Genomic DNA, 22849 nt, shown 5'->3' on the forward strand with positions numbered 1-22849 from the left:
ACTCTAATCGCAAATGAACTTTACCTACCCAAAAACCGAAAAACTGAAAAGTCAAAAAACCATTGACTTGCTTTTTTCTGATGGAAAATCGGTATCTAAATATCCTTTACGATTGGTTTATGTAAAAAATATTTTAGAAGAAAAAGAGAAACTAAAATTGGGCGTTTCGGTTTCTAAAAAGTATTTCAAAAATGCGGTTGACCGAAATTATTTCAAGCGAGTTTTGCGCGAATGTTACCGATTGAACAAGCATTTGCTTATTGAAAATTTAGACGAAAACTACGCCATCATGTTTTTTTACCAAACCAAAGACCGTCTTTCTTACCAAGAAATCAATGAAAAAACGGTTCAACTTTTTACTAAGTTTATTGCCGAAATAAACAAGGCAAATAGTTAGAGTTATGTTTTAAGGTATAGTTTTTGCAATTATATTTGTAATTTAGTTAATTATTTATCAAACCGAAATGAGTTTAAAGTTCAAAAAAAGATATGTTTTGCCAGCAATAGCTACTGGTTTTTTGTTTGTTGGAGTTAGTTTTAAAGAAAATTTCTTTGAAGTTGCCAAGCAAATAGAAATATTCACAATGGTTTTTAAAGAATTAGACAAAAACTATGTAGATGAAATAAATCCAGGTGATTTGATGGATAAAGCAATCAAGAGTATGCTTGCCGATTTGGATCCTTATACCAACTTTTTCAACGAAGCTGATGTTGTAAAATTTAAAATAAACAATACTGGAGAATACACCGGAATTGGTGCAATGATTACTCGAGTTGAAACCAAACTTATTGTAAAAGAAGCCTACAAAGACATGCCTGCCGACAAAGCCGGACTTAAAGCTGGAGATGAAATCATTCAAATTGGCGATGTGATGATTAGCGACTTTAAAGACGATGCTTCACAACTTTTAAAAGGTGCAAAAAACACCAAAATAGAAGTTAAATACATAAGACAAGGTAAAGAATACACAACCCAAATTACAAGAGATGAAGTTGATATAAATGCCGTTCCTTTTTATGGAAAAGTTGATGATAAAACAGGTTATATTGTTCTAACGGCTTTTAACAAAAAAACAACTAGTGAAACCAAATCAGCTCTTGAAAAACTTAAAGCAGATGGTGCCCAAAAAATCATTTTAGATTTAAGAGGAAATCCAGGTGGATTATTGACAGAAGCTATCAATGTTTGCAATCTGTTTGTGCCAAAAAACGAAGTGATTGTTACTACAAAATCAAAAAGCGAAAAACACACAAACACATACAAAACTTCCAAAGAACCTTTTGATTTAAGCATTCCATTGGTAATTTTAATCAATGGTCGAAGTGCTTCTGCATCGGAAATTGTTTCGGGAGCTCTACAAGATTTAGATAGAGCGGTTGTAATTGGAAGTCGTAGTTTTGGAAAAGGTTTAGTTCAGCGACCAGTTGAATTGACTTATGGAACACAAGTAAAAGTTACTATTTCGAGATATTACACGCCATCAGGAAGATGTATTCAAGCGTTAGATTATACACATAAAGATGCTGAAGGAAAAGCAATTAAAACAGATGCTTCCAAATACAATGCTTTTAAAACCAGAAAAGGAAGAACTGTTTATGATGGAGGTGGTGTTCAGCCAGATATTGAGATGGAAGAAACTAAAACCAGCCCAATTGTAGATGCTTTGAACAAGAAAGAAGCTATATTTAATTATGTTACAACATATTACTATAAAAATCCAACTTTAGGAAACAAAATTCCAAATATTACTGATAGTGATTTCGCTGATTTTAAAGCATTTTTGAAAAAAGAAAAAATTTCATTTGAAACACAAACAGAGATTTCATTAAAAAAAACATTAGAAGCTGCCAAAAAAGAAAAAATTGATGCTTCAATTACGGTTGAATACGAACAATTAGTAGCTGCTGTTAAAAAAAGTGAAGAAAGTCAGCTAAATATTAATCAGAAAGAAATAAAAAAATTAATTTTGGAGGAAATAATTAAACGATACCAGTATAAAGAAGGTTTATACCAATATTACACTCAAAATAATTCGGAAATTAAAAAAGCCTTAGAAATTTTAAATAATCCTTCTGAGTATGCTAAAATATTAAAGTTATGATTACTAAATCATTAAAGATTTTATCGCTTTTATTTAGCGGAATTCTCTTTGCACAAGAAGAAGTTGTACAATCAGTCTATTTTGAATTTGACAAATATAATCTTGACGAAGTTCAAACAAAAACGGTTGTAGATTTTATCAAAAAAACCGATTCAACCAGAATAGAAGCTATTCAGATATATGGTTACACAGATGATATTGGAAAAGAGGCTTACAATTATAAACTTTCATCCAATAGAGCCAATACGATTCAGCAAAAGCTACTTGAAAACGGAATTACCAATAAAATTATCGTTACCATTGAAGGAAAAGGGCGAATTCTTATTGATGATGATATTGTTGAAAATTTACCTGAAAAACGTTCTAAAAATCGTCGTGTTGATGTTGTTTTGAACTTAAAACCATTACCAAAAATTGAAATACCAGGTTATTATAAAACCATTCAGAAAAAACACGTGATTGGCGATCACATTTATCTCGAAAATCTTTTGTTTGATAGAGGTAGTAGCAAACTAACACTAAAAGCAAAAACTGAATTAGACAAAATTGCAAAATTGTTGCTAAAATATAAGACGCTACAATTCGAAATACAAGGTCATGTATGTTGTGTGCCGGCTTATCAAAAAGAAGCGATAGATAGAGATACCAAAAAAAGGCAACTTTCTATAAATCGTTCGGAAGCGGTTTATAAATATTTAGCTTTTAAGAAAATTGACAAAAAGAGAATGACTTTCAAAGGTTATGGCAACACTGTTCCGCTAGGTAAAGGCCCAGAATATGATAGACGCGTTGAGTTGGTGATTACAAAGAGTTAGGCTTCTTTTTTCATCTCAATATGCTCAATATCATCTTCTAAATAGACCTCGCTAGTTTTTACAAATCCTAAGCTTTCGTAGAATTTTTGAAGGTATAATTGTGCCGAAATAGTAATTTTAGTTTCGTTATAATGCTCATGAATTGCTTTTATGGCTTGTATCATTAAGTCATAACCCCATTTTTTGTCGCGGCACTTTTGAGAAACTACCACTCTACCTATTGAGGCATTTTCGAAATAATCTTTGGGTTTAAAAAGTCTTGCATAAGCCACAATTTCGCCTTCATATTCTCCAAACAAATGAAGCGCTTTTACGTCTTTACCATCAATATCTTGATAAACGCAATTTTGTTCGACTACAAACACTTCTGAGCGCAATTGCAACAGAGAATATAGTTCAACAACAGAAAGTGCTTCAAATGACTTTATTTTCCATTTTGGATTCATTTTTTATATTGTTTTTTAGATATTGTGTTAGAAAATTTAATAAACTTGATTGTTTTGATAATTGCTTCGAGTTCAAACATCAAATCTCGTTTTTCTTTTGATGGCGCATAACAAAATCCTTCAACCACTAAAATACGTTTGTTGGGTTTATCGACAATGCTATAATTAATAAATGGTCCTGACATAAAATCATTTTCCATTTCCCATGTTCCTTTGGTTTCATATGCATAACGTTTGTCTAAAACCGTGTAAGAAAGATAAGGTGCATAAGCTGCTTCGGTAATCATTTTAGTTCTTCGAGAAGTTCCATGGATATATAAATTTCCTATTGAATCTCTAATTTTTATAATGTCATCAATAACATTGGGTTTAGTTTCGATGACCGACAATGGCAATTGGTAAATTAATAAACTTGTGTTTCCGCTGGTAATTTCTTTTTTTAACCAAACAAATTTGTCTTTTTTAGAAGCATATTTGAACTCTTTTGGAATTTTTAAATTGATATTAAAATGTTTTTCAAGTTTGCTAAAATCAAATAACAAAGTGTCAATTATACGCTGGTTTTCTTGAATTTCTGATTTTCTGATTTTAGAAATAATCTCAGTTGCATTTTTCTCGATTAAATCTAAAATAGCAATCGAATTTTTACCTGAAACATAATAGACAATTTGAGGTTTGGCAAATTCGTTTTCTTTGATAACAAACTGATTTTTGGCTTCTTTTTTTATCACAATTATATTGCGACAATTATTCATAAATCCTTCTAGAAGTTTAACGGGATATTGATTGATATTGAATAATGGTTCTTCTTGAGGCAAACCAATAACAGGGGCGGCAAACTTGTTTCGGATACTATCGCCAATTTCGCCATCCCATAATTTATCATCAATAATTACCGAAATAGTATTTATTTTTCCAGAAGTTGATGGAAGTTTACTTTTTTTATCACAAGAAGATAAAAAAACTAAAAAAAAGACGATAAAAAAAAGGGCTTTCTTCATTTTTAATTTACTAATGAATAAAGCCCTAAATTTAGTTACTATTTTCAAATTATCCGGTAATTTTCAATTTCATTCCTGGTTTTAAGTCATTTCCGCGAATGCCATTCCATTTTTTTAAATCTGAAACGGATATTCCAGGATATTTTTTGGCAATACTAAAAAGTGAATCGCCTCTTTTTACATGATAAACTTGTTCTTTTTGAGCTGTTGCTTTATTGTTTTTTGTTTGTTTTTCGGCAACAACATTTTTCTGGTTTTTATCTAAAATTAGTTTTTTACCAACAACCAATTTTTCGCCAGCAACAACTGTATTATCACTTATGTTGTTCCATTCTTTCAAATCGGAGATTGCAACACCATGTTTTTTGGCAATACTTCCTAAAAAGTCACCTCTTTGAACAGTGTACTCAACATTTCTAACTTCGCTTTTAGTTGTTGTTTCTTCGTCAGAATCTTCATTATTATGAGCAATATCAGCAACTTTTAGTTTAGTTTCTAATTGTACAGTATTGTCATCTAAATGATTCCATTCTCTTAATTCTTCAACCGTTACATTGTTTCTTTTTGCTATTGTAGATAAGTTATCACCTTTTTGAACTGTATAATAATTAGTATCTTTTTCTAACTCATCAATTCTATCGTTTTTGATTGGTTTTTTAACAGTTGTAACTACTTTTTCATTAGTAATTATTTTCAATTCTTTTCCAACTACCACGTTAGTGCTTCTAAGTTTGTTCCATTTTTTTATATCGGCAACAGAAACATTAAATTTTGCTGAAATTTCACCTAGGTTATCACCTTTTCTGACTTTGTAATTTTTAGTTACATCTTTAAAAGTGATCACTTTTTCATACTTGAAAGCTTTTGCTGCTTTCACAGGTTTTTCAACTACATTTTCGAAACTAGCAGATGAAGTTGTATCGTTTGTAGAAACATCCTTTTTAATTGTATTTGTAGCAATAACTTCTTGCTCATCATTAGAATTGTTGATTGGTTTTTTTACTCTTGTTGCCACTCTTTCGATTACAACAATTTTAAGTGTTCTACCGGCAAGCGCAGTATTACTTCTTAACTTATTCCATTTTTTTAACTCTGCAACCGTAACATTGTAATTGTCAGCAATTTTACCAAGGTTTTCACCTCTTTTAATTTTATGAATTTTAGTAACATCTTTGTTTACATATACTTTTTCCCATTTAAAATTAGCGGGTTCTCTTGAATTTTCAACCTCTTCATTTTTAGGATGTTGAATTTCAGCAACCGCTTCTATTGTAGCTTGATCAGTATTTTTAGTTTCAGGCAATTTTTTTGATCGTAAAGCTACACGGTCATAAGAAATAATTTTAAGACTTCTTCCTCTTGAAACGCTGTTGCCTCTCAAATGATTCCATTTTTTTATTTGGGACATTGAAACGTCATATCGACTTGCAATTTCACTCAAACTTTCACCTCGTCTAACCTTGTGGAATTTAGTTTTTTGAACATTTTTAAAACTCATTTCAGATTCTATATCAGAATCGGCAATAGCTGTTTGAATTTTGGTAAAAGGTTTTTCTCTTTTACTTAGTTCATGTTGAACATAAGCATAAATTTTATCTTCATTAGCCGTAAAAACAGCAATTTTATCAATTGGTAATCTTAAATAATGAGCTTTATCTTTGTAATAAGGAACAACTTTTAATTTATAAGAAGGATTAAATAGTTGCAATTGAGCTTCGGAAATGTCTAATAAATCAGAAATTTGTTTGAACGATAATTGTTGTTTTATTTGAATAGTATCGGTTTCAAAATGTTTTACATCGGCTCTTCTTGGAACAATTCCGTGTTCTTTATGGTATTCATAAATGTACATAGTTGCTAAAAAAGCTGGAACATATCCTTGTGTTTCTTTAGGTAAATACTTTTTAATATTCCAAAAGTTTTTTTGTCCACCTGATCTTCTAATAGCTTTAGAAACATTTCCTGCACCTGAATTATAAGCCGCTAAAACCAAATCCCAATCGCCAAAAATTTTATACATATTAGTCATGTATTGCGAGGCAGCGGCACTAGCTTTTAATGGATCACTTCTTTCGTCAACATAAGAATCGATACTTAGTTTGTATTCTTTTCCTGTTTGATACATAAATTGCCAAAGACCAGTTGCACCAACTCTAGAAACCGCTTTAGGATTTAAGGCAGACTCAACAACCGCTAAATATTTGATTTCTAAAGGAATATTTTGCTTGGAAAAAGCATCTTCAAAAAGAGGAAAATAATATTCAGACAACCCCATCAATCGTTCAAAAGATTTTCTTCGATTCTTTAAAAACGATTTTATCAGATTTTCCAAACCTGCATTGTATTCAATATTGAAAGGTGATTTAGCATCCATTTCGGCTAATCTTGCCTTTAATAAACCTGTAGGGAGTTCAAAATCAACATCTTGATTAAGGTCTATTGTTTCAATATCGCTGGTAATATCGGTGTACAAATCATTGTTGTTCAGCTCCTTAACCCACATACTATCTACTTTAGAAGCAATATCATACTTAACAAATGTCTTTTTGATAGAATCTAAATACGTGATTTTTGTTGATTGAATGGTTGAATCTTCTTGAGCAAAAACACTTCCAGTTAGAAGTATTAGTAGTGAATATGTGATTTTTTTTAGTTTCATTTAGTATGTTTTTGTTTCCGAAAAAGCCATAAAATGACTATTAAAAAACTTGATTTTTTTATATGCAACAAGTTTGCGAAAGACCTCTTTTTTTAAAAGTTTTCGCAAATTATTAGTTTTCAAACGTTTATATAATCTGCAAAGATACAAATCTTACTTCAAAATTATATAATTATAAAACGTAATTTTTTCTTAAAAATTGTTCGCTATAAAAATTAATCCAAAATTGCTGCGATTCCAGGCAAAATTCTTCCTTCAAGCATTTCGAGCATTGCGCCGCCACCTGTAGAAACATAGCTAACTTTGTCTTCGAGCCCGAATTGTTTTACTGCCGAAACCGAATCGCCGCCGCCAACTAGAGAAAAAGCTCCGTTTGCAGTTGACTCGGCAATATATTTGCCTAAAGTGATTGTTCCATTTGCAAAATTTTCCATTTCAAAAACACCTAATGGACCATTCCAAAGAATAGTTTTTGAATTCATAATCACTTCTTTAAAATTTTCTAAAGATTTTGGACCGGCATCTAATCCTTGCCATCCATCTGGAATATGGCTTACATCTACAATCTGAGTTTTTGCATCATTAGAAAAAGAATTAGCAGCAACAACATCAACTGGAATATGAATATGGACGTGTTTTTGTTTTGCTTTATTTAAAATTTCTAATGCTAAATCTAACTTATCCAACTCACAAATAGAATCACCAACGTTTCCTCCTAGCGCTTTTATGAATGTAAAAGTCATTCCGCCACCAATAATCATATGGTCAACTTTGTCTAAAATGTTTTCAATAATGGTTATTTTAGTCGAAACTTTGCTTCCGCCAAGAACGGCTGTTACTGGTTTTTCTGAATCTTTTAAAACTTTATTTAAACTTGTAATTTCTTTTTCCATCAACAATCCAAAACATTTGCTGTTAGGAAAAAATTGAGCAATAATAGCTGTTGAAGCATGCGCACGATGTGCCGTTCCGAACGCGTCATTTACATAAATATCGCCAAGTGAAGCTAGTTTTTTAGCAAAATCAACATTGCCTGCTTCTTCTTCGGTATAATATCTTAGATTTTCTAAAACTAAAACTTCTTTAGGTTGAAGATTTTTAGCCGCTGTTTCAGCCACTTCTCCAATACAATCAGAGGCAAATTTTACATCAACTCCTATTACTTCCGAAACCGTTTTTAAAATATGTTTTAGTGAATATTTATCTTCTTTCCCTTTAGGTCTTCCTAAATGTGACATCAATATCACGCTTCCGCCATCAGCTAAAATCTTGTCTATTGTTGGTTTGGCAGCAACAATTCTCGAAGTGTCAGTAACGTTGAAATTTTCATCTAGTGGAACATTAAAATCTACACGAATTAAAGCTTTTTTGGAATTGAAATTGAAGTCGGAAATGGTTTTCATTATAAATATATTTTAAAGTAGTTAATCGCAAAGGTAACTAATTTGTTTTTTTAAATAAAAGACAAAAGCCAAGTTTAAAAGAGCTACTTTCAAACCTGACTTTTTATAAAAAATCCCAACTAACTATTCTTCTGATGCCAACATCGAGTTTGAAGTAAAACTTTCTTCGTTGTTTACTGATAAAACCCATGTTTTAACTTGTTGTTTTGTTTCTGCTAAAGCCAAATATTGACTAACTGCATCTTGCTCATTGGCAGATTTGGTAATATAAACATATCTAAAACTATTTTCTGGATTTACAAAACAATCTGCTTCAAAACCTTGAGATTTCAATGTTTTGATGTATTCTTCTGCAAAATAAGGATCAGAAAAAACATTAGCTACTATATAATAACCGTTTTTTTGATTTGGTATGCTTCGCGCTTGAATTTGAACATTTTTATCAATAGAAGTAACTTCATGTTTATCTGTTACTGTTGTAATCGTCGTGCTTGTTTGATAAGCATCGGCAACAGTTTCATTTTTAACATCATTTGTTTGTGTAGGCTCAACACAAACAACCATTGTATTTGAATCACTAACTTGCACATTAAAAGCTGTAAAAAACACATATGTTCTGTCTCCTGTTGAGTTAAATTTTAGTGTAACTTCACTTGCATTATTATCAAGATTTACATTGTCAGCATTAGGAATATCCATTACAAATGAATCATACCCTAGTGTGTTTTTGCTATTTGGAACTCTATTTGACATTTCTCCATTTTCATTAGAGATTGAACTATTAAAAAAATTTGTTTCGCTTCTAGTTTTGTTTCCTAAAGCAACCAACCCCGTTGAAGAAGTTCCAGCAAATAACAATTGATCATTTTTAAGATTTGCATCACCTTCAAGAGCTGCACAGGCAACTTTTGCAGAAACATTTCCTTGTTGAAGTGCTTTAAATCCAGTAACTTTTATGCTTGCATTATTTTCATTTATGTTAGCAAAACCATCATAACTTGCCACAAATTTTTCTGGCATTTGATCATCTTCATACACAACAAATAATGTCCATCCAGAAGCAACTCCGCCCTCTATTATTCCGTTAGTTGCTCTTACATTTGCAACCGTATAAGAACCATTTGGATTAACCAAACTTGACATTAAACTAGTTACATCTGCATAAACTGCATAAGGTGTGTTTTGGTTGTAGTCTTTAGAATTGTTTCCATCAAAAATAATTTCGCCCAATACATCCGTGTATTCTTCTTGATTTGGCAATTTTATTTTTACTTTTTTGATTGCATCTCTTTTATTTGGTATTGCTACAAATTTTCCTTCTTCTTTTATAACTCCTGGATTAAACTTGTAAGTTGCAGACCAATATAAACCTGCATAAACTACTTTTTTGTTTTGCGAATTTTCTAATTGTAAAGTTGCAGAACTAGAAGAAAAAGTTGTTTCATCAGAATCAATGTCGATATAACTCATTTCAAGTTCATCATTCAACAATGCGTTTTTAATTTTATTATAGGGTGTTAAGGCACTTCCATTAGCATCAACTCTATTGGTTATACCATTTGCAATAATAGTCATGTCGCCTTTTATAGTAGATTGGTATCTCATTTTAAAAGGAATGCCTGTTTGAGCAAATGAAAAAGAAGAAAATAATACTAAAGATAGTAAAGCTTGAACTGGGTTTATAGAATTAGTTTTCATAGTAGTAGTTTTTATAAAATCAATAATTAGTTTTGGAATTGCTAAAGTACATATCAAAATCAAATCATCGCTAAAAAACACAAAATAATCGATGAAATACATTGTTTTATCAATTTTATAATCTATATACTACAATATTGATTTATTTTAAAATAGATTTTTAATTATGATTTAGGTGTCATTTCAATTATTATATTAACTTTGCTATATGCTATTTTCAGAAATATTAGGACACGACTACAATAAGAATCACTTACTAAAAAGTGCTTCACAAGGAAGAATTCCTCATGCACAACTGTTTATTGGTCCGGAAGGTTGTGGAACATTACCAATGGCAATAGCTTATTCGCAGTATATTTTATGTCAAAATTCAGACAATGAAAATTCTAATGGAAATGAAGCTTGTAACTTGAAATTTGAGAATTACTCGCATCCTGACTTGCATTTTATATTTCCAACCGTTACAACTGAAGATGTAAAATCAAAACCAAAAAGTATAGATTTTATTATCGATTTCAGACAGTTTCTAAAGGAAAATCCATACGGAAGTTTGTTTGATTGGTATCAGTTATTGGATGTAAAAAACAAACAAGGTGAAATTAGGGTTGATGATGCACAAGAAATTTTGAAATCATTAGCCTTAAAATCTTATGAAGGCGGTTATAAAATAATGATTATTTGGATGGCCGAAAAGCTGAATATTGCCGCTTCTAACAAATTATTAAAATTACTTGAAGAACCAACCGATAAAACGGTTTTTATTCTAATTTCAGAAAATGAAGAAGACATTATTCAAACCATCCGTTCGCGTTGTCAAGTAGTTCATTTTAATGCTTTGCCAGAAAAAGTAATTGAAGAAGGATTGATTATCAAATACAATATCGACCCAAAAACGGCAACTAAAATTGCACATCAGGCACAAGGAAATTTCAATAAAGCCTTGCAATTACTTAGTGATGATGGCGAAGATTCTCATTTTGAAAAATGGTTTGTTGAATGGGTTCGTGCTGCTTTTAGAGCAAAAGGAAACGCAGCTGCTATTCAGGATTTAATTAATTGGAGCGACCAAATTGCAGGTTTAGGTAGAGAAACACAGAAAAAATTCCTAGATTTTTGCATTAATATGTTTAGACAAGCGTTGTTACTAAATTACGAAACGCCAAAATTGGTTTATTTAGAACCCAAAGTTGATAAATTCAAACTTGAAAATTTTGCGCCTTTTGTTAATGGAAACAATATTCAAGACATTTTCAAAGAACTTTCAGATGCGATGTATCATATTGAAAGAAATGGAAATGCGAAGATTATCTTGACCGATTTATCCATAAAATTAACTCGTTTAATTCATAAAAAATAATGCTATGAACAATACTGCTTCTATATTGGTTTTGATTTTTTTGGCGATAACATTTATAATGTCAGCACATGACAAAGTTTTTCATTGGAACGATAACATGAGTTGGCTAAAACCACATTTTGAAAAAACTTATCTCAAGAATTTTGTTCCACAAAGTGTATTTTTGTTATTGGTTGTTGAGTTAATTGCGGGAATCTTATGCGTTGCGGGAATATTTCAGTTGTTGTTTTATTCCTCAAGAACTTTTGGTTTTTATGGCGCAATTTTCTCCTGTATTTCATTGTTACTAATGCTTTTTGGGCAACGACTAGCGAAAGATTATGACGGCGCAAGAAATATCGCCATATACTTTATTCCTGCTGTTTTGGCTGTTTTTTGGTTGAGTTGATTTCATCTAAACAAGTTTTTGTTTTTTACATAAATAATTATCATTTTTATAATCAAATTCAAAACGTTATGAGTGTAGAAACCCAACGTAAAATATAGTTCACAGAATATTTGAAACTCAAAATTGTTGTCACAAATTGAAGAGTTATTGGATAATGATGTTTATGCTTATACAAGATCAGGAAAACCATTATCTGTACAGGAATATAAAGTACATTTGGACGAAATTATGATGGCTTCTGATGTTGGTGAAATTGGCTATTCTACTAGTGAAGCAAATGCAAAAATTTCAAGAAAATGAAACCTGTCATTTGGTCTGAAAAATCATTACTTTGAGATGCTTCCAGCATGACAAACTAGACTCATAAAGAATTTTTAACCACAACGTTTGTCATTCCGGAGGAATCTCAAAAAACTATACAAACCTACTATTCAAAAACTCCATTTCTGGATTAAATTCTTTTATTAAGGCTTCTTTTTTGTCTCTTTTTAAATCTTTAATTTCTTTTTCTCGAGCTATTGCAAGTTGAATCCATCCAAAATGCTCATAATAAACTAAAAATTCAACATTATACTTAGCGGTAAAACTATTTGAATTTAATTTTTCTTTGTGTTCGATTAATCTTCTTTTTAAATCATTAGTTACACCCGTGTACAAAACCGTTTTGTGTTTATTTGTTAAAATGTAAACATAAAAGTTATAAATGCCTTCTGTATATTCAATCATTTCTCGAAATTTTAATTACGTTTTGAGATGCTTCCAGCATGACAAACTAGACTCATAAAGAATTTTTAACCACAACGTTTGTCATTCCGGAGGAATCTCATAAACTCGCTTTATACATTCGTAGTGTACTCCAAGAGTATTTTTCGCCACATTTTTCTTTTAATTCCGTTAAAGATTCATTATTGTAGCCTTCAAAAAGTGCTGCTAAATTTATTAAATCACTTTCTGGCAAAATTGCATCAATAGAAATTGTTTTTTCTTGAATAAGTTTTGTAAAATGACCATAAATGGTCTCAGTAGAAAATTTTCTAAGTATAGCAATTTCTTCAATCGACTTATTTTCAAGCCATAATTCGTGTGTGATTTTATAGGTTGATTTTTTGGGTTCTTTGGTCTTTTTCTTTTTCTCGTATCGATCTAAATCAACTTCATCTTCTATAAGCGTTACATTTACTTTTTTGAATTCTTCTGAAATTACTTTTAACTTATTGATTCTGTAATATTTAATTTCATCTGAAGTTAGTTTTTCTTTAGAAATTGTTTCGCCGTTTACTATTGTTTCTATCAATAATTTGGCTTTCATCAAGCGTAAAACTGCTTTAATTTGAAGTTCTTCTAAGACCAACAATTCTTCGTAATAGGTTTTTACTTTTTTAATACGTTTGACTTCTTCAAGTTTCCATAAAAGCTCATAAACCAAATTATCCATTGGTTGTAAAAAGTAATTAAATGCCGCTTGAATTCTTTCATTAATATACTTCAAGTCAATGTCTTGCGAAAAAAGTTTATTCAATTGTAAAATAAATTTTTTGGAAGGTTCGATTAGTTTATCAATTTCTTCGGTACATTTTTTTGCCCAAATAGCATGCTTTGATTTTTCTGATGCATCCGGTTTTTCGTTGTAACTAAACTGATGGTTTCGCCATTCTTGCGCCAAATCTGACCAATCAAAACTGTTTATCAAATAGTTATGAATAAAATTTTTGGTGTCTTGCTGTAAGGTGTTTTCTAAGACTTCTTCGGTAGCTTTGTTATTGGCGTATTCCATCACATCTTGATCGTTAGAAATGCCATTCATTCGCAACGGAGAAAGTAAAATTAAACCATTTAACGAACGTAAACGCGACAAGGCAACATAGGCTTGTCCTGGTAAAAAAACTTGCGAAACATCTAGCGCAGCTTTATCAAACGTTAATCCTTGACTTTTATGAACGGTTATCGCCCAAGCCAATTTGATGGGATAATGCACAAAAGTTCCTAAAACTTCTTCTTCAATTTCTTTGGTATTTTCATTTAAATAATACCTAATATTCTGCCATTCATACTTTTCGACTTCAATGGTTCGGTTTTCATCTGGAAAATGGACTAAAATTTCTTTTTCAGAAATGGATTTAATAAAACCCATTTTGCCGTTGAAGAATTTTTTTTCGAAAGACAAATCGTTTTTTATAAACATAATTTGTGCTCCTACTTTCAATTCCAAATATTCTTCAATTGGATATATTTTATCTGGAAAATCGTCTGTAATTTCGGCTTTATAAACCTTTGATTCGCCTTCTAAATCAAGTAGTGACTGAATATTTATAGCATCCGCTTTTGAATTATGCGTTGTTAATGTTATATAACCTTTGTTGGTTTTTAAATCAAAATTTGGTTTTACAAACTCATTTAAAATTTGAATATCATTTTGAGTAATTGTATTATTTCGAAGATTATTCAAAACCGAAATAAATCGTTCATCGGTTTGACGGAAAATCTTAGATAATTCAATATATAGCGGTGGATTTTGCTCGATAACATGCGAATGAAAAAAGAATTTTCCTCTATAATAATTTCGCAATGTTCGCCATTCTTCATCGCGAATTACAGGTGGAAGTTGCAATAAATCACCAATAAAAAGGACTTGAACACCACCAAAAGCGTGGTTGTTTTTACGAACCGATTGCAACATAAAGTCCATTGCGTCTAACAAATCGGAGCGCAACATACTCACTTCATCTACAATAAGCAATTCCATGTTTCGTATAACCGAACGTTTTAAACTACTCATTTTGAAATGTCTACGAAGCGTTGCTCGACTTTCAAACTTAGAACTTTCGTTAAATTGTGGCGAAGAATTATCTGGGATAAAACCACCAAAAGGCAATTGAAACATTGAGTGAATCGTTACGCCGCCAGCATTTAATGCTGCAATTCCTGTTGGCGCAACAACGACACAATTTTTGTATGTGGTTTGGATAATTTCTTTAAGAAGTGTAGTTTTTCCAGTTCCTGCTTTGCCGGTTAGAAAAATAGAACGATTGGTTTGGTTGATAAATTGCAAAACGTATTTTGCTTCGGCTGATATAAATTCCATGGCTTATATATTTAAAAGTCAAAGATATAAATTTAAATTAAAGTGTAAAAATAAAAAAACCTTCAACTAAATAAGTGAAGGTTTTATGTAAAAATAATTTACTTTTTTTATTTTGTAACTTCTATAGAATCAGCTTTAACGGCTTCTTTTTCAGTAGTTTTTGGTTTGTTTTTATAATTTTCGTTTATCAACTTAATCATTTCTTTAGTGATATCAAGCTTGTCTTCTGCGTATAAAACAGTTGCTACTTCACCTGTTCCATATATGTAAGTGTAACCGTTTTTCTTGCCATACTCTTTAATAAATTTCTTCAAATTTGACTTTAAAGAATCCATTTCTTTACCGCTTTCTTCTTCTAGTTGTCTTTGAATTGCTTGTTGCGCATAGGTTAATTGTTGTTCTTTTTGTTGCAATTCGGCTCCTTTTTTCTGGGCCCAAGCCTGTCCGTTTTTTTGAGCATTTGCTTCAAAATTTTGAGCTTCTTGTTGGAATTTTGCAATTTCGGTTTGCAAATCGGTTCCCATTATTTTAGCTTTTTCTTTATATTTAGTTTCAATATCTTTAGCTTCGTCATAATTTTTCAACAATTCCATCGTGTCAACATAAGCTGTTTTATATTCTTTTGCTTCAGGTGCTTTTTGACAAGAAAAAATGGTTGCCGTTAATGCCAAAATTACTATTGCTTTTTTCATAAGTGATTTTTTAATTATATAAAATGATTTTGTTCAAAAGTAGTAAAAAAAGTTGTTTTGGTTAACTATAAAAAAATGTTATAGCTTTTATTTAATCGATTTTAAAATCTTATCGAAAGTGAATTCATATAAAGCGATTTAAAAGGATTTTATAAAAGCGCCAACAAAAGCGATGTTTTAACCTAAAATCGTTTAAAATTTAGTTTTATTTAGCTTTTTATTCTTTTTTTAGAATATAAATGTGTGAAGAATACTCCGAATTACGTTTTCCGTATCGATTGGACTTCCATCCTATCCAAAAAGCTTTTAGGTAATTCATTTTTCCATTTTTATATTTTTCAGAAAGTAAGCTCACATAAAAACTGTCAAATTTCATTGGAAGCACTTTTTGCAATTTTAATTTTTGAGGTGCAAATAATTTTGCAATAGCTGTTTTTGAAAAATGCCAAAAATGGATTGGTACATCGTAAGCTGCCCAAAATTTACCATAATAATTTGCGTCAAAAGAATTGAAATTAGGAACAGCAATAATTATAGTTCCGTTAGCTTTTATTAATCGTTTCAATTCTGAAATATATTCTTCGAGATTTGGAACGTGTTCTAAAACGTGCCACATGGTAATTATGTCGAAAGAATTATTTTCTAATGAAGCTAAATCATTTACAAATGAAACACCTTTTTGAATAGCAATTGCTTTTGCTTTTTCGCTAGGTTCAATTCCGACAGTTTGCCAACCATCATTTTTACAAACGGATAAAAAATCGCCAACACCTGCTCCAATATCTAAAATTCTTCCTTTTGGCGATTGCTCATTAATTAACTTCAATTTATTTTTTAAAGCAATACTTTTTACAAATTGATATAATTTTTCAAAAAGCGATTTGTTTCCGTCGGTGTGAGAAATATAATCCTTGCTTTCGTAATAGCTTGGCAATTTTTCTAAAGAAGGTTGCGGATGTGTAATCAACATATCCAAATCGGCATCGTGAAGCAACTCGAAAGTTTCTCCAGAAACTGAATAGTCTTTTACTATTAAAAAAGGTTTGGAATTTGCATTATTCATTTTTATTTGGTTTTCAGTTTTCAGTCACGGTTAGGGCTGAACACCTTTTAATTTAATTGTTTTTAAATATTGTTTCACGTGGAACGTAGACGGAATGTTTTCATCTGAATATTGAAAACTGAGGCTACTAACTCATATTATCTTCCCATATAAATTAATAATACAGAAATGTCGCTTGGTGAAACCCCGCTTATTCTTGACGCTTGTGAAATGGTTACAGGTCTAATGGTTGATAATTTTTGTTTCGCTTCTATCGACATAGATTTGATTTTGTTATAATCGAAGTTTTCTGGGATTTTAACATCTTCTAATCTTGTTAATTTATCAGCGTTATTTCTTTCCTTTTCAATATAGCCAGAATATTTCACTTGAATTTCAGCTTGTTCAATTATTTCTTTATCTAAATCATTAGTACTGATATATTCTTGTACTTTTTCAAATTTAATAAAATCATCTAACTCTATTTGTGGCCTTGAAAAGACTTTGAACATTTTATCAGATTGATTCATGGGCGTGCTTCCTTTTGCTTCAAGAATCGGATTAGCTTCTTCTATAGTAACGCTAGTTTCTTTGAAAAAAGCAACCATTGCATCACTTTTAGAAAACTTCTCTTCCATACGACGCATTCTCTTTTCAGATGCTAAACCAATTTTGAACGACTTAGGCGTTAAACGAGCATCGGCATTATCTTGGCGTAATAAAGTTCTGAATTCTGCTCTAGAAGTAAACATTCTATAAGGCTCTTCTGTTCCTTTGGTAATCAAATCATCAATTAAAACGCCTATATAAGCTTCGTCACGTTTTAATATTAATGGTTCTTGTTCTTTAACCTTTAAAGCCGCATTAACTCCCGCCATCATTCCTTGAGAAGCGGCTTCTTCATATCCTGTCGTTCCATTTATTTGTCCGGCGAAATACAGACCTTCAACCAACTTAGTTTCTAAAGTATGTTTTAGTTGTGTTGGTGGAAAATAATCATATTCGATTGCGTAACCTGGTCTAAAGAATTTTACTTTTTCAAATCCGGCTACTGAACTTAATGCTTTAAACTGAATGTCTTCTGGAAGCGATGTTGAAAAGCCATTAACATAAACTTCACATGTATTCCAGCCTTCAGGTTCAACAAATAATTGATGCCTTTCTTTGTCAGCAAAACGATTGATTTTATCTTCAATAGACGGGCAGTATCTTGGTCCAAGACTTTTTATTCTTCCATTAAACATAGGAGAACGATCAAAACCTTCACGAAGAATATTGTGAACTTCTAACGATGTGTATGTCATGTGACATGATTTTTGATGTGTCAAAGGTTTGGTTTCATCAGAATAAGAAAACTTATCTGGACGAATGTCTCCAGGTTCTTCATTCATTTTAGAATAATCTAGCGAACGTCCATCAACTCTTGGCGGTGTTCCTGTTTTCATCCTGCCCGACTCAAATCCTGCTTTGACTAAATCTTCTGTGATACCATAAGCAGCACTTTCTCCAGCACGACCTCCTCCAAATTGTTTTTCGCCAATATGAATTAATCCATTTAAGAAAGTTCCATTAGTTAAAACAACTGTTTTTGCTTTAATTTCAATTCCGAGTGACGTTTTAATCCCTTCGACTTTACCATTATTAATTAGTAAACCAGAAACCATTTCTTGGTAAAAATCGAGATTAGGTGTTTTTTCCAACATCAAACGCCATTCTTCAGCAAAACGCATTCTGTCAGATTGTACTCTAGGCGACCACATTGCTGGACCTTTAGACTTATTGAGCATCTTGAATTGGATAGCTGTTTTATCAGAAATAATTCCTGAATAACCACCAAGAGCATCAATTTCTCGCACAATTTGTCCTTTGGCTATTCCGCCCATCGCTGGATTACAGGACATTTGTGCAATGTTTTGCAAACTCATTGTGACCAACAAAGTTGAACAACCTAAATTAGCTGCTGCTGCCGCTGCTTCACAACCAGCATGGCCTGCTCCTACTACTATTACATCGTATGTGTTAAACATTTAGAATTTAGAATTTAGAATTTAGAAATAAGAACAATCCTATTCTAAATGCGTTTGTGTTCCACGTGGAACGATTATTTTGTTTATAATTTTTCAAGATGTTTGCGCTAATGTTCCACGTGAAACATATTTGTTTTTTCATCTTCTTTACTGCGCATTAAGGCTTCGTCTTCATCTGATTTATCTTTGTATCCGCAATAATGTAATATACCGTGAATAATTACACGTTTGAGTTCTTCATCAAATGTGGTATTAAAATCTGTTGCGTTTTCTTTAACCCTATCAATAGAAACAAAAATATCGCCATTCAATTCGTTGCCAATAGAATAATCAAAACTAATTATGTCTGTATAATAATCATGATCTAAATACTGCTTATTGATTTCGAGTATATAATCGTCATCGCAAAATATGTAATTAATGTCGCCTTCCTTTTTGTTTTCAGATAAAATAACTCTTGAAATCCAATCAGAAAATTGGATTTCGCCATCGAGTAAAAAATCTGTTTCGTAATTAAAACTAATCATTTTTTTTGAAATATTCTTGAACCTTCTGGTTGAAATTAGCGCGCAAAGGTAATGTTTGTCTGTTTAATATTTCAATGCTATTGATATATTCTTGCAATCGTTTCGGTAACGCATTTGAGGTGTTAGTAAACTCCTTTTGGTTGGTTTCCGATTGGCGTTTCTTTTCTTCACCTTGTTGTTGAACTGCTTTTTCCAATTTCAATAATTCGTATTTCAAATTCATCATCTTTTGAAGCACTTCATTATTAAAGCCTTTGTTAAGCAATTGTTTTTCCAATTGTTTCATTTGATCAAGCGTTCCTTGGCCAACACCGCCAAGTCCTTTTTTGTTAAGTTCGTTTTGTAAAGCTTCTCGTAATTGTTGTTGCTCTTTGTATATTTCCATTATACGTTCAGCTTCGCCTTCGCCATCTTCACCGTTCTCTCCATTTTTATTTCCTTGGCCATTTCCACCTCCGCCTTGTCCGTCTTCTCCGCTTTTACCCTGACCTTCTTTTCCAGATTTTCCTTCTTTCCCTTTTCCTTCTTTGCCACCTTCTTTTTCACCTTCACTTCCTTCTTTTCCATCGCCAGGTTTTTTACCAGGTTTCTTTCCTTGCTTTGCCTTTTCAGTAAGACTTTCTTGTTTCTTGATAATGTCCGGCAATTGCATTCCGTCTCCACTTCCTTTTCCGGGTTTTGGCATTCCTTTTCCAGAACCAGAACCAGACATTGAGAGTGACATTTGCATATTATTGAGAATATCACTTAAAAAATCAGCTAGTTTATTGGCAGATGAAACGGCATATTGTTGATGAGAAACACCTTTGGAAATAAGAGCTTCAGCTAAATTATCAAGTGCTTTATCAATATTATAATGTACGTTGCCAACTTCGGTATTTATGTTTTCGGTAAATTTTGGATTACGCAATGACATGGCAAATAAACTATCATCAACATGTTTAAATTGTTCACGTAAATCTTGTTGTTTTTTTAAATATTTATTGAACGAAGGCGAACCTCTTTTCAAACCTTTAAATTGTCCCATCACGTCTTCTTCTGAAAAGGAGAACGCTAAAAGATTATCCAAAATCTGACGCAACATATCAACATCTTCTTCCATTTGTTCCATTTCTCCACCTTCCATTTCCATCTCCATACCTTGAGACATTTCTTTCATTTTCTTGGAAGCCGATTTTTGTTTTGGTTTAGCTTTTGACGAATTTTGTTTCTTTAATTCTTCACTAGCTTTGTTTAAATCTTCCTCTATACTTTTTTCTTTTTGTGCATCATTTGGAATGTCTAAAGGTTTTTTTAGCTCTTTATTTTCCTTTTCAAGCTCGGTTAATTCTTCTTGAATTTTATCAAACTCTTTATTTATTTCCTCTTGTTTGTTAACATCATTTTTTTCGGCTTCTGCTAACTTATCTTGTTTTTCAGCTAACTTGTCTAATTTATCAGCAATTTGCTCAGCTTTTTTCTGAACATAATATCTTTTGGTTAACTCTACCAATTGCTCCAAATTCTTGTTTTGAGTCTTACTGCTTTGTTTGAATTTTTCCATTTTTTCAAACAATTCTTCTTTTTGAATTTTGTCATTAAGTAGTTTTAACTCCTCTAATAACTTTTTGTTCTTTTCAAAATCCTTATCAACTTTTTCAAGACGTTCTTTCAATAATTCTTTGACTTCATCCTTTTTATCAGTTTTGAACTTCTCTAAATTATCTTTCATTTTTTCGGTAAATTCTTTCATTATTTCGTCTTGTTGTTTCTGACGCTGAATAAAATCATTTACTTTCTGTTGTTCTTTGAATTCTAGATTGTCTTTTTCCTTGCCCATTTTTTGCAATTTCTCCATTTCGTTGAATTGCTTTTCTTGCGTTTTAAGAGACTTTTCTAATGAATTAATATTGTCATTTTGCTGTTGTATCATCTCATCTTCTTTCTCTACTTCTGTAGATTCACGATGGGAGAAAACAGCAGACTTGGTTGATTTATAATTATGAATAGCATCGTTATCGAAAATCTCAAAATAGTATTCGTAATCAACACCTTTATCTATTGGCAAATTACTTGGAAAAGCAAAAACAAATTGATCGTAAACATCTTTCTTAACAGTAATTGTTCCACGTTTGGCTTTCGTTAGTTTGTCTTTTGGATAATAAATCACTTGCAGTTTAGAAAGACCATAATCATCGGAAACTTGTCCTAAAACATAGTTTTTAGTAATTTTAAGACTGTCTGGGGCATTAGTTACATTGATGGTTGGAAATTGATCTTTGACGACAGAGATTTGATAGTTTAATTTTTCATAATCTTTCACCTTAGTATTCGATGTAATAATTTGATATTCTGTATTTTGAGAAATATTCTTGGTTAAAGTAAATTGATCTTTATTTTTAGAAAAAGGATATTTTATATTGGCATCTAACCAATGCACATTTTGAGTTGCCAAAGTGTTTATTTTCCATGTAACACTTGTTCCTTCTGGAATAATGGCGTTTCCTGTTCCTTTACTAATTTCTGATTTTTTATTTAGATACGATGGATAATTTAACACCATTTCAAAATTTACAATCGATGGAACAGTCATAACATTTAACTCATAATCATTTGATGAAACATCGTTGGCTTGGATATAAAATTCAATATTTGCATTTGGTTTAGCAATTATAAATTGAAATTCTCCGGCTTTTGTGGTTTCCATAAAATAGCTTTCGTCATCAATAAAAATCATTGCTGTTTCTGGAATAACTTTTCCAACTGTTTTTACTTTTAAAAGAAAATCTTGATTTTGTTCGGTTTGAAGATTTTTATTTAAAACTTGAAATTTAAATGGTGCTGGTGGCAAAAATTGCTCTTTGTAATGCACCACACGATTAAAACTTTGAGAAAGAACGTCAATCTTACCAGAAATCATAAAAAACAAAACAAACAAAATTGGAATAATTGCCAAGGGTAAATATTTTTTGTTTTTAGAAAAATTAACGGCATTTCCAAAAGGAATTGGTTGTAATGAATTGGCTTTTTGGTCAATGGAAGCCAAAAGTAATTCAGATTTATTAGTGTCTTGAGAAAGTTGCAAAAAGTTGGTAAGCTTATCACCTACTTCGTTGAAATGATTTCCAATAATTTTGGAAGCGTCATCATAATTAATTCCTTTTTGGAGTTTGAATAATTTGAAAATTGGAAACAAGATAAGACGAATCAACAAGAATAATTCCACAAGAATGAATGTCCAAAACAAAACCGTTCTTGCTGTTGGTTTTAGCCAAAGGAAATACTCAAGAAAGAGTGTAAAGATAAAATACAACAATCCAAGACCAACAAAGAAAATTGTTCCGCGTAGTAATTCATTGGTATAAAACTTCTTAATAAACTGCTCAAGTTTATTGTAAATTATGTTCTGGTTTTCCAAAATTGTTAATCATTTTCCTTCGGGCAGTTCACAAAAAACTGCTCGTGTGTTTATAACCGATAAAAGTAATAATTTCTACTAACAATAAAAGTTAAATCTTTACTAAACGAAAAATTCAATTTCAAAAGGCAACTTCAAAAAAACTTGACTAGGTATCTAAAGTAAAATGAAATATTTTGAAATTGATTTTTGAAATTGAAATTGACTTTTGAA

The 22849-nt window shown here is 31.3% G+C and carries 18 protein-coding genes; 6 read left to right on the plus strand and 12 right to left on the minus strand.

Features of this window, described 5'->3' with window-relative positions; genetic code table 11:
• Nucleotides 1-13: 13 nt before the first annotated feature.
• The 3 genes from rnpA (at nt 14) to ACIQ66_RS03565 (ending at nt 2917) form a co-directional block, all read left to right on the plus strand.
• Nucleotides 14-397 carry a ribonuclease P protein component gene (rnpA, locus tag ACIQ66_RS03555; protein ID WP_396211430.1) on the plus strand — a complete coding sequence of 128 codons (384 nt, stop codon included), beginning with the start codon at nt 14-16 and terminating at the stop codon, nt 395-397.
• A 67-nt stretch (nt 398-464) separates the two neighbouring features.
• Complete coding sequence (locus tag ACIQ66_RS03560; RefSeq protein ID WP_396211431.1) at nt 465-2102, plus strand: S41 family peptidase; 1638 nt, start codon at nt 465-467, stop codon at nt 2100-2102.
• The gene (locus ACIQ66_RS03565; protein ID WP_396211432.1) at nt 2099-2917 is read left to right on the plus strand and encodes an OmpA family protein; all 819 of its coding nucleotides are present in this window, start codon (nt 2099-2101) and stop codon (nt 2915-2917) included. The genes ACIQ66_RS03560 and ACIQ66_RS03565 overlap by 4 nt, the downstream gene beginning before the upstream one ends.
• Here ACIQ66_RS03565 and ACIQ66_RS03570 read toward each other — a convergent pair.
• From ACIQ66_RS03570 to ACIQ66_RS03590, 5 genes are all read right to left on the minus strand, one after another.
• A complete protein-coding gene (locus ACIQ66_RS03570; RefSeq protein WP_396211433.1) occupies nt 2914-3363 on the minus strand; it encodes a GNAT family N-acetyltransferase in 450 nt (149 codons plus the stop codon). The two genes, ACIQ66_RS03565 and ACIQ66_RS03570, sit on opposite strands and share 4 nt — an antisense overlap.
• Nucleotides 3360-4364, minus strand: a complete 1005-nt coding sequence (locus ACIQ66_RS03575; protein WP_396211434.1) for a DUF4837 family protein — start codon at nt 4362-4364, stop codon at nt 3360-3362. Before ACIQ66_RS03575 ends, ACIQ66_RS03570 begins: the two co-directional genes overlap by 4 nt.
• Nucleotides 4365-4413: 49 nt before the next feature.
• Complete coding sequence (locus tag ACIQ66_RS03580; protein ID WP_396211435.1) at nt 4414-7023, minus strand: LysM peptidoglycan-binding domain-containing protein; 2610 nt, start codon at nt 7021-7023, stop codon at nt 4414-4416.
• Between the two features lie 215 nt (nt 7024-7238).
• Complete coding sequence (locus tag ACIQ66_RS03585) at nt 7239-8426, minus strand: phosphoglycerate kinase (protein WP_396211436.1); 1188 nt, start codon at nt 8424-8426, stop codon at nt 7239-7241.
• A gap of 123 nt (nt 8427-8549) precedes the next feature.
• Entirely contained in the window at nt 8550-10226 is a 1677-nt protein-coding gene (locus ACIQ66_RS03590) for a hypothetical protein (RefSeq protein ID WP_396211437.1), read from the minus strand.
• A 106-nt stretch (nt 10227-10332) separates the two neighbouring features.
• Between ACIQ66_RS03590 and ACIQ66_RS03595 the strand changes: the two genes are divergently transcribed.
• From ACIQ66_RS03595 to ACIQ66_RS03605, 3 genes are all read left to right on the plus strand, one after another.
• Complete coding sequence (locus tag ACIQ66_RS03595) at nt 10333-11481, plus strand: ATP-binding protein (protein WP_396211438.1); 1149 nt, start codon at nt 10333-10335, stop codon at nt 11479-11481.
• Between the two features lie 4 nt (nt 11482-11485).
• On the plus strand, nt 11486-11869 hold the full coding sequence (locus tag ACIQ66_RS03600) for a DoxX family protein (protein WP_396211439.1): 384 nt from the start codon (nt 11486-11488) through the stop codon (nt 11867-11869).
• A 126-nt stretch (nt 11870-11995) separates the two neighbouring features.
• Entirely contained in the window at nt 11996-12169 is a 174-nt protein-coding gene (locus ACIQ66_RS03605) for a hypothetical protein (RefSeq protein WP_396211440.1), read from the plus strand.
• Between the two features lie 114 nt (nt 12170-12283).
• Here ACIQ66_RS03605 and ACIQ66_RS03610 read toward each other — a convergent pair whose 3' ends face one another.
• The 7 genes from ACIQ66_RS03610 to ACIQ66_RS03640 all read right to left on the minus strand — a co-directional run bounded on the left by ACIQ66_RS03610 (nt 12284) and on the right by ACIQ66_RS03640 (nt 22636).
• On the minus strand, nt 12284-12595 hold the full coding sequence (locus ACIQ66_RS03610) for a GIY-YIG nuclease family protein (RefSeq protein WP_396211441.1): 312 nt from the start codon (nt 12593-12595) through the stop codon (nt 12284-12286).
• A 97-nt stretch (nt 12596-12692) separates the two neighbouring features.
• The gene (locus tag ACIQ66_RS03615) at nt 12693-14951 is read right to left on the minus strand and encodes a helix-turn-helix domain-containing protein (protein ID WP_396211442.1); all 2259 of its coding nucleotides are present in this window, start codon (nt 14949-14951) and stop codon (nt 12693-12695) included.
• Between the two features lie 107 nt (nt 14952-15058).
• Entirely contained in the window at nt 15059-15643 is a 585-nt protein-coding gene (locus tag ACIQ66_RS03620) for an OmpH family outer membrane protein (RefSeq protein ID WP_396211443.1), read from the minus strand.
• A gap of 217 nt (nt 15644-15860) precedes the next feature.
• Nucleotides 15861-16706 (minus strand): class I SAM-dependent methyltransferase, encoded by an 846-nt coding sequence (locus ACIQ66_RS03625; protein WP_396211444.1) that lies wholly within the window; start codon nt 16704-16706, stop codon nt 15861-15863.
• A gap of 137 nt (nt 16707-16843) precedes the next feature.
• Entirely contained in the window at nt 16844-18712 is a 1869-nt protein-coding gene (gene mnmG / locus ACIQ66_RS03630) for a tRNA uridine-5-carboxymethylaminomethyl(34) synthesis enzyme MnmG (protein WP_396211445.1), read from the minus strand.
• 107 nt (nt 18713-18819) lie between these two features.
• Entirely contained in the window at nt 18820-19239 is a 420-nt protein-coding gene (gene ybeY / locus ACIQ66_RS03635) for an rRNA maturation RNase YbeY (RefSeq protein WP_396211446.1), read from the minus strand.
• Complete coding sequence (locus ACIQ66_RS03640) at nt 19232-22636, minus strand: hypothetical protein (protein ID WP_396211447.1); 3405 nt, start codon at nt 22634-22636, stop codon at nt 19232-19234. The genes ybeY and ACIQ66_RS03640 overlap by 8 nt, the downstream gene beginning before the upstream one ends.
• Nucleotides 22637-22849 lie beyond the last annotated feature (213 nt).

This window comes from Flavobacterium sp. (assembly GCF_044377315.1).
Classification (GTDB): Bacteria; Bacteroidota; Bacteroidia; order Flavobacteriales; family Flavobacteriaceae; genus Flavobacterium.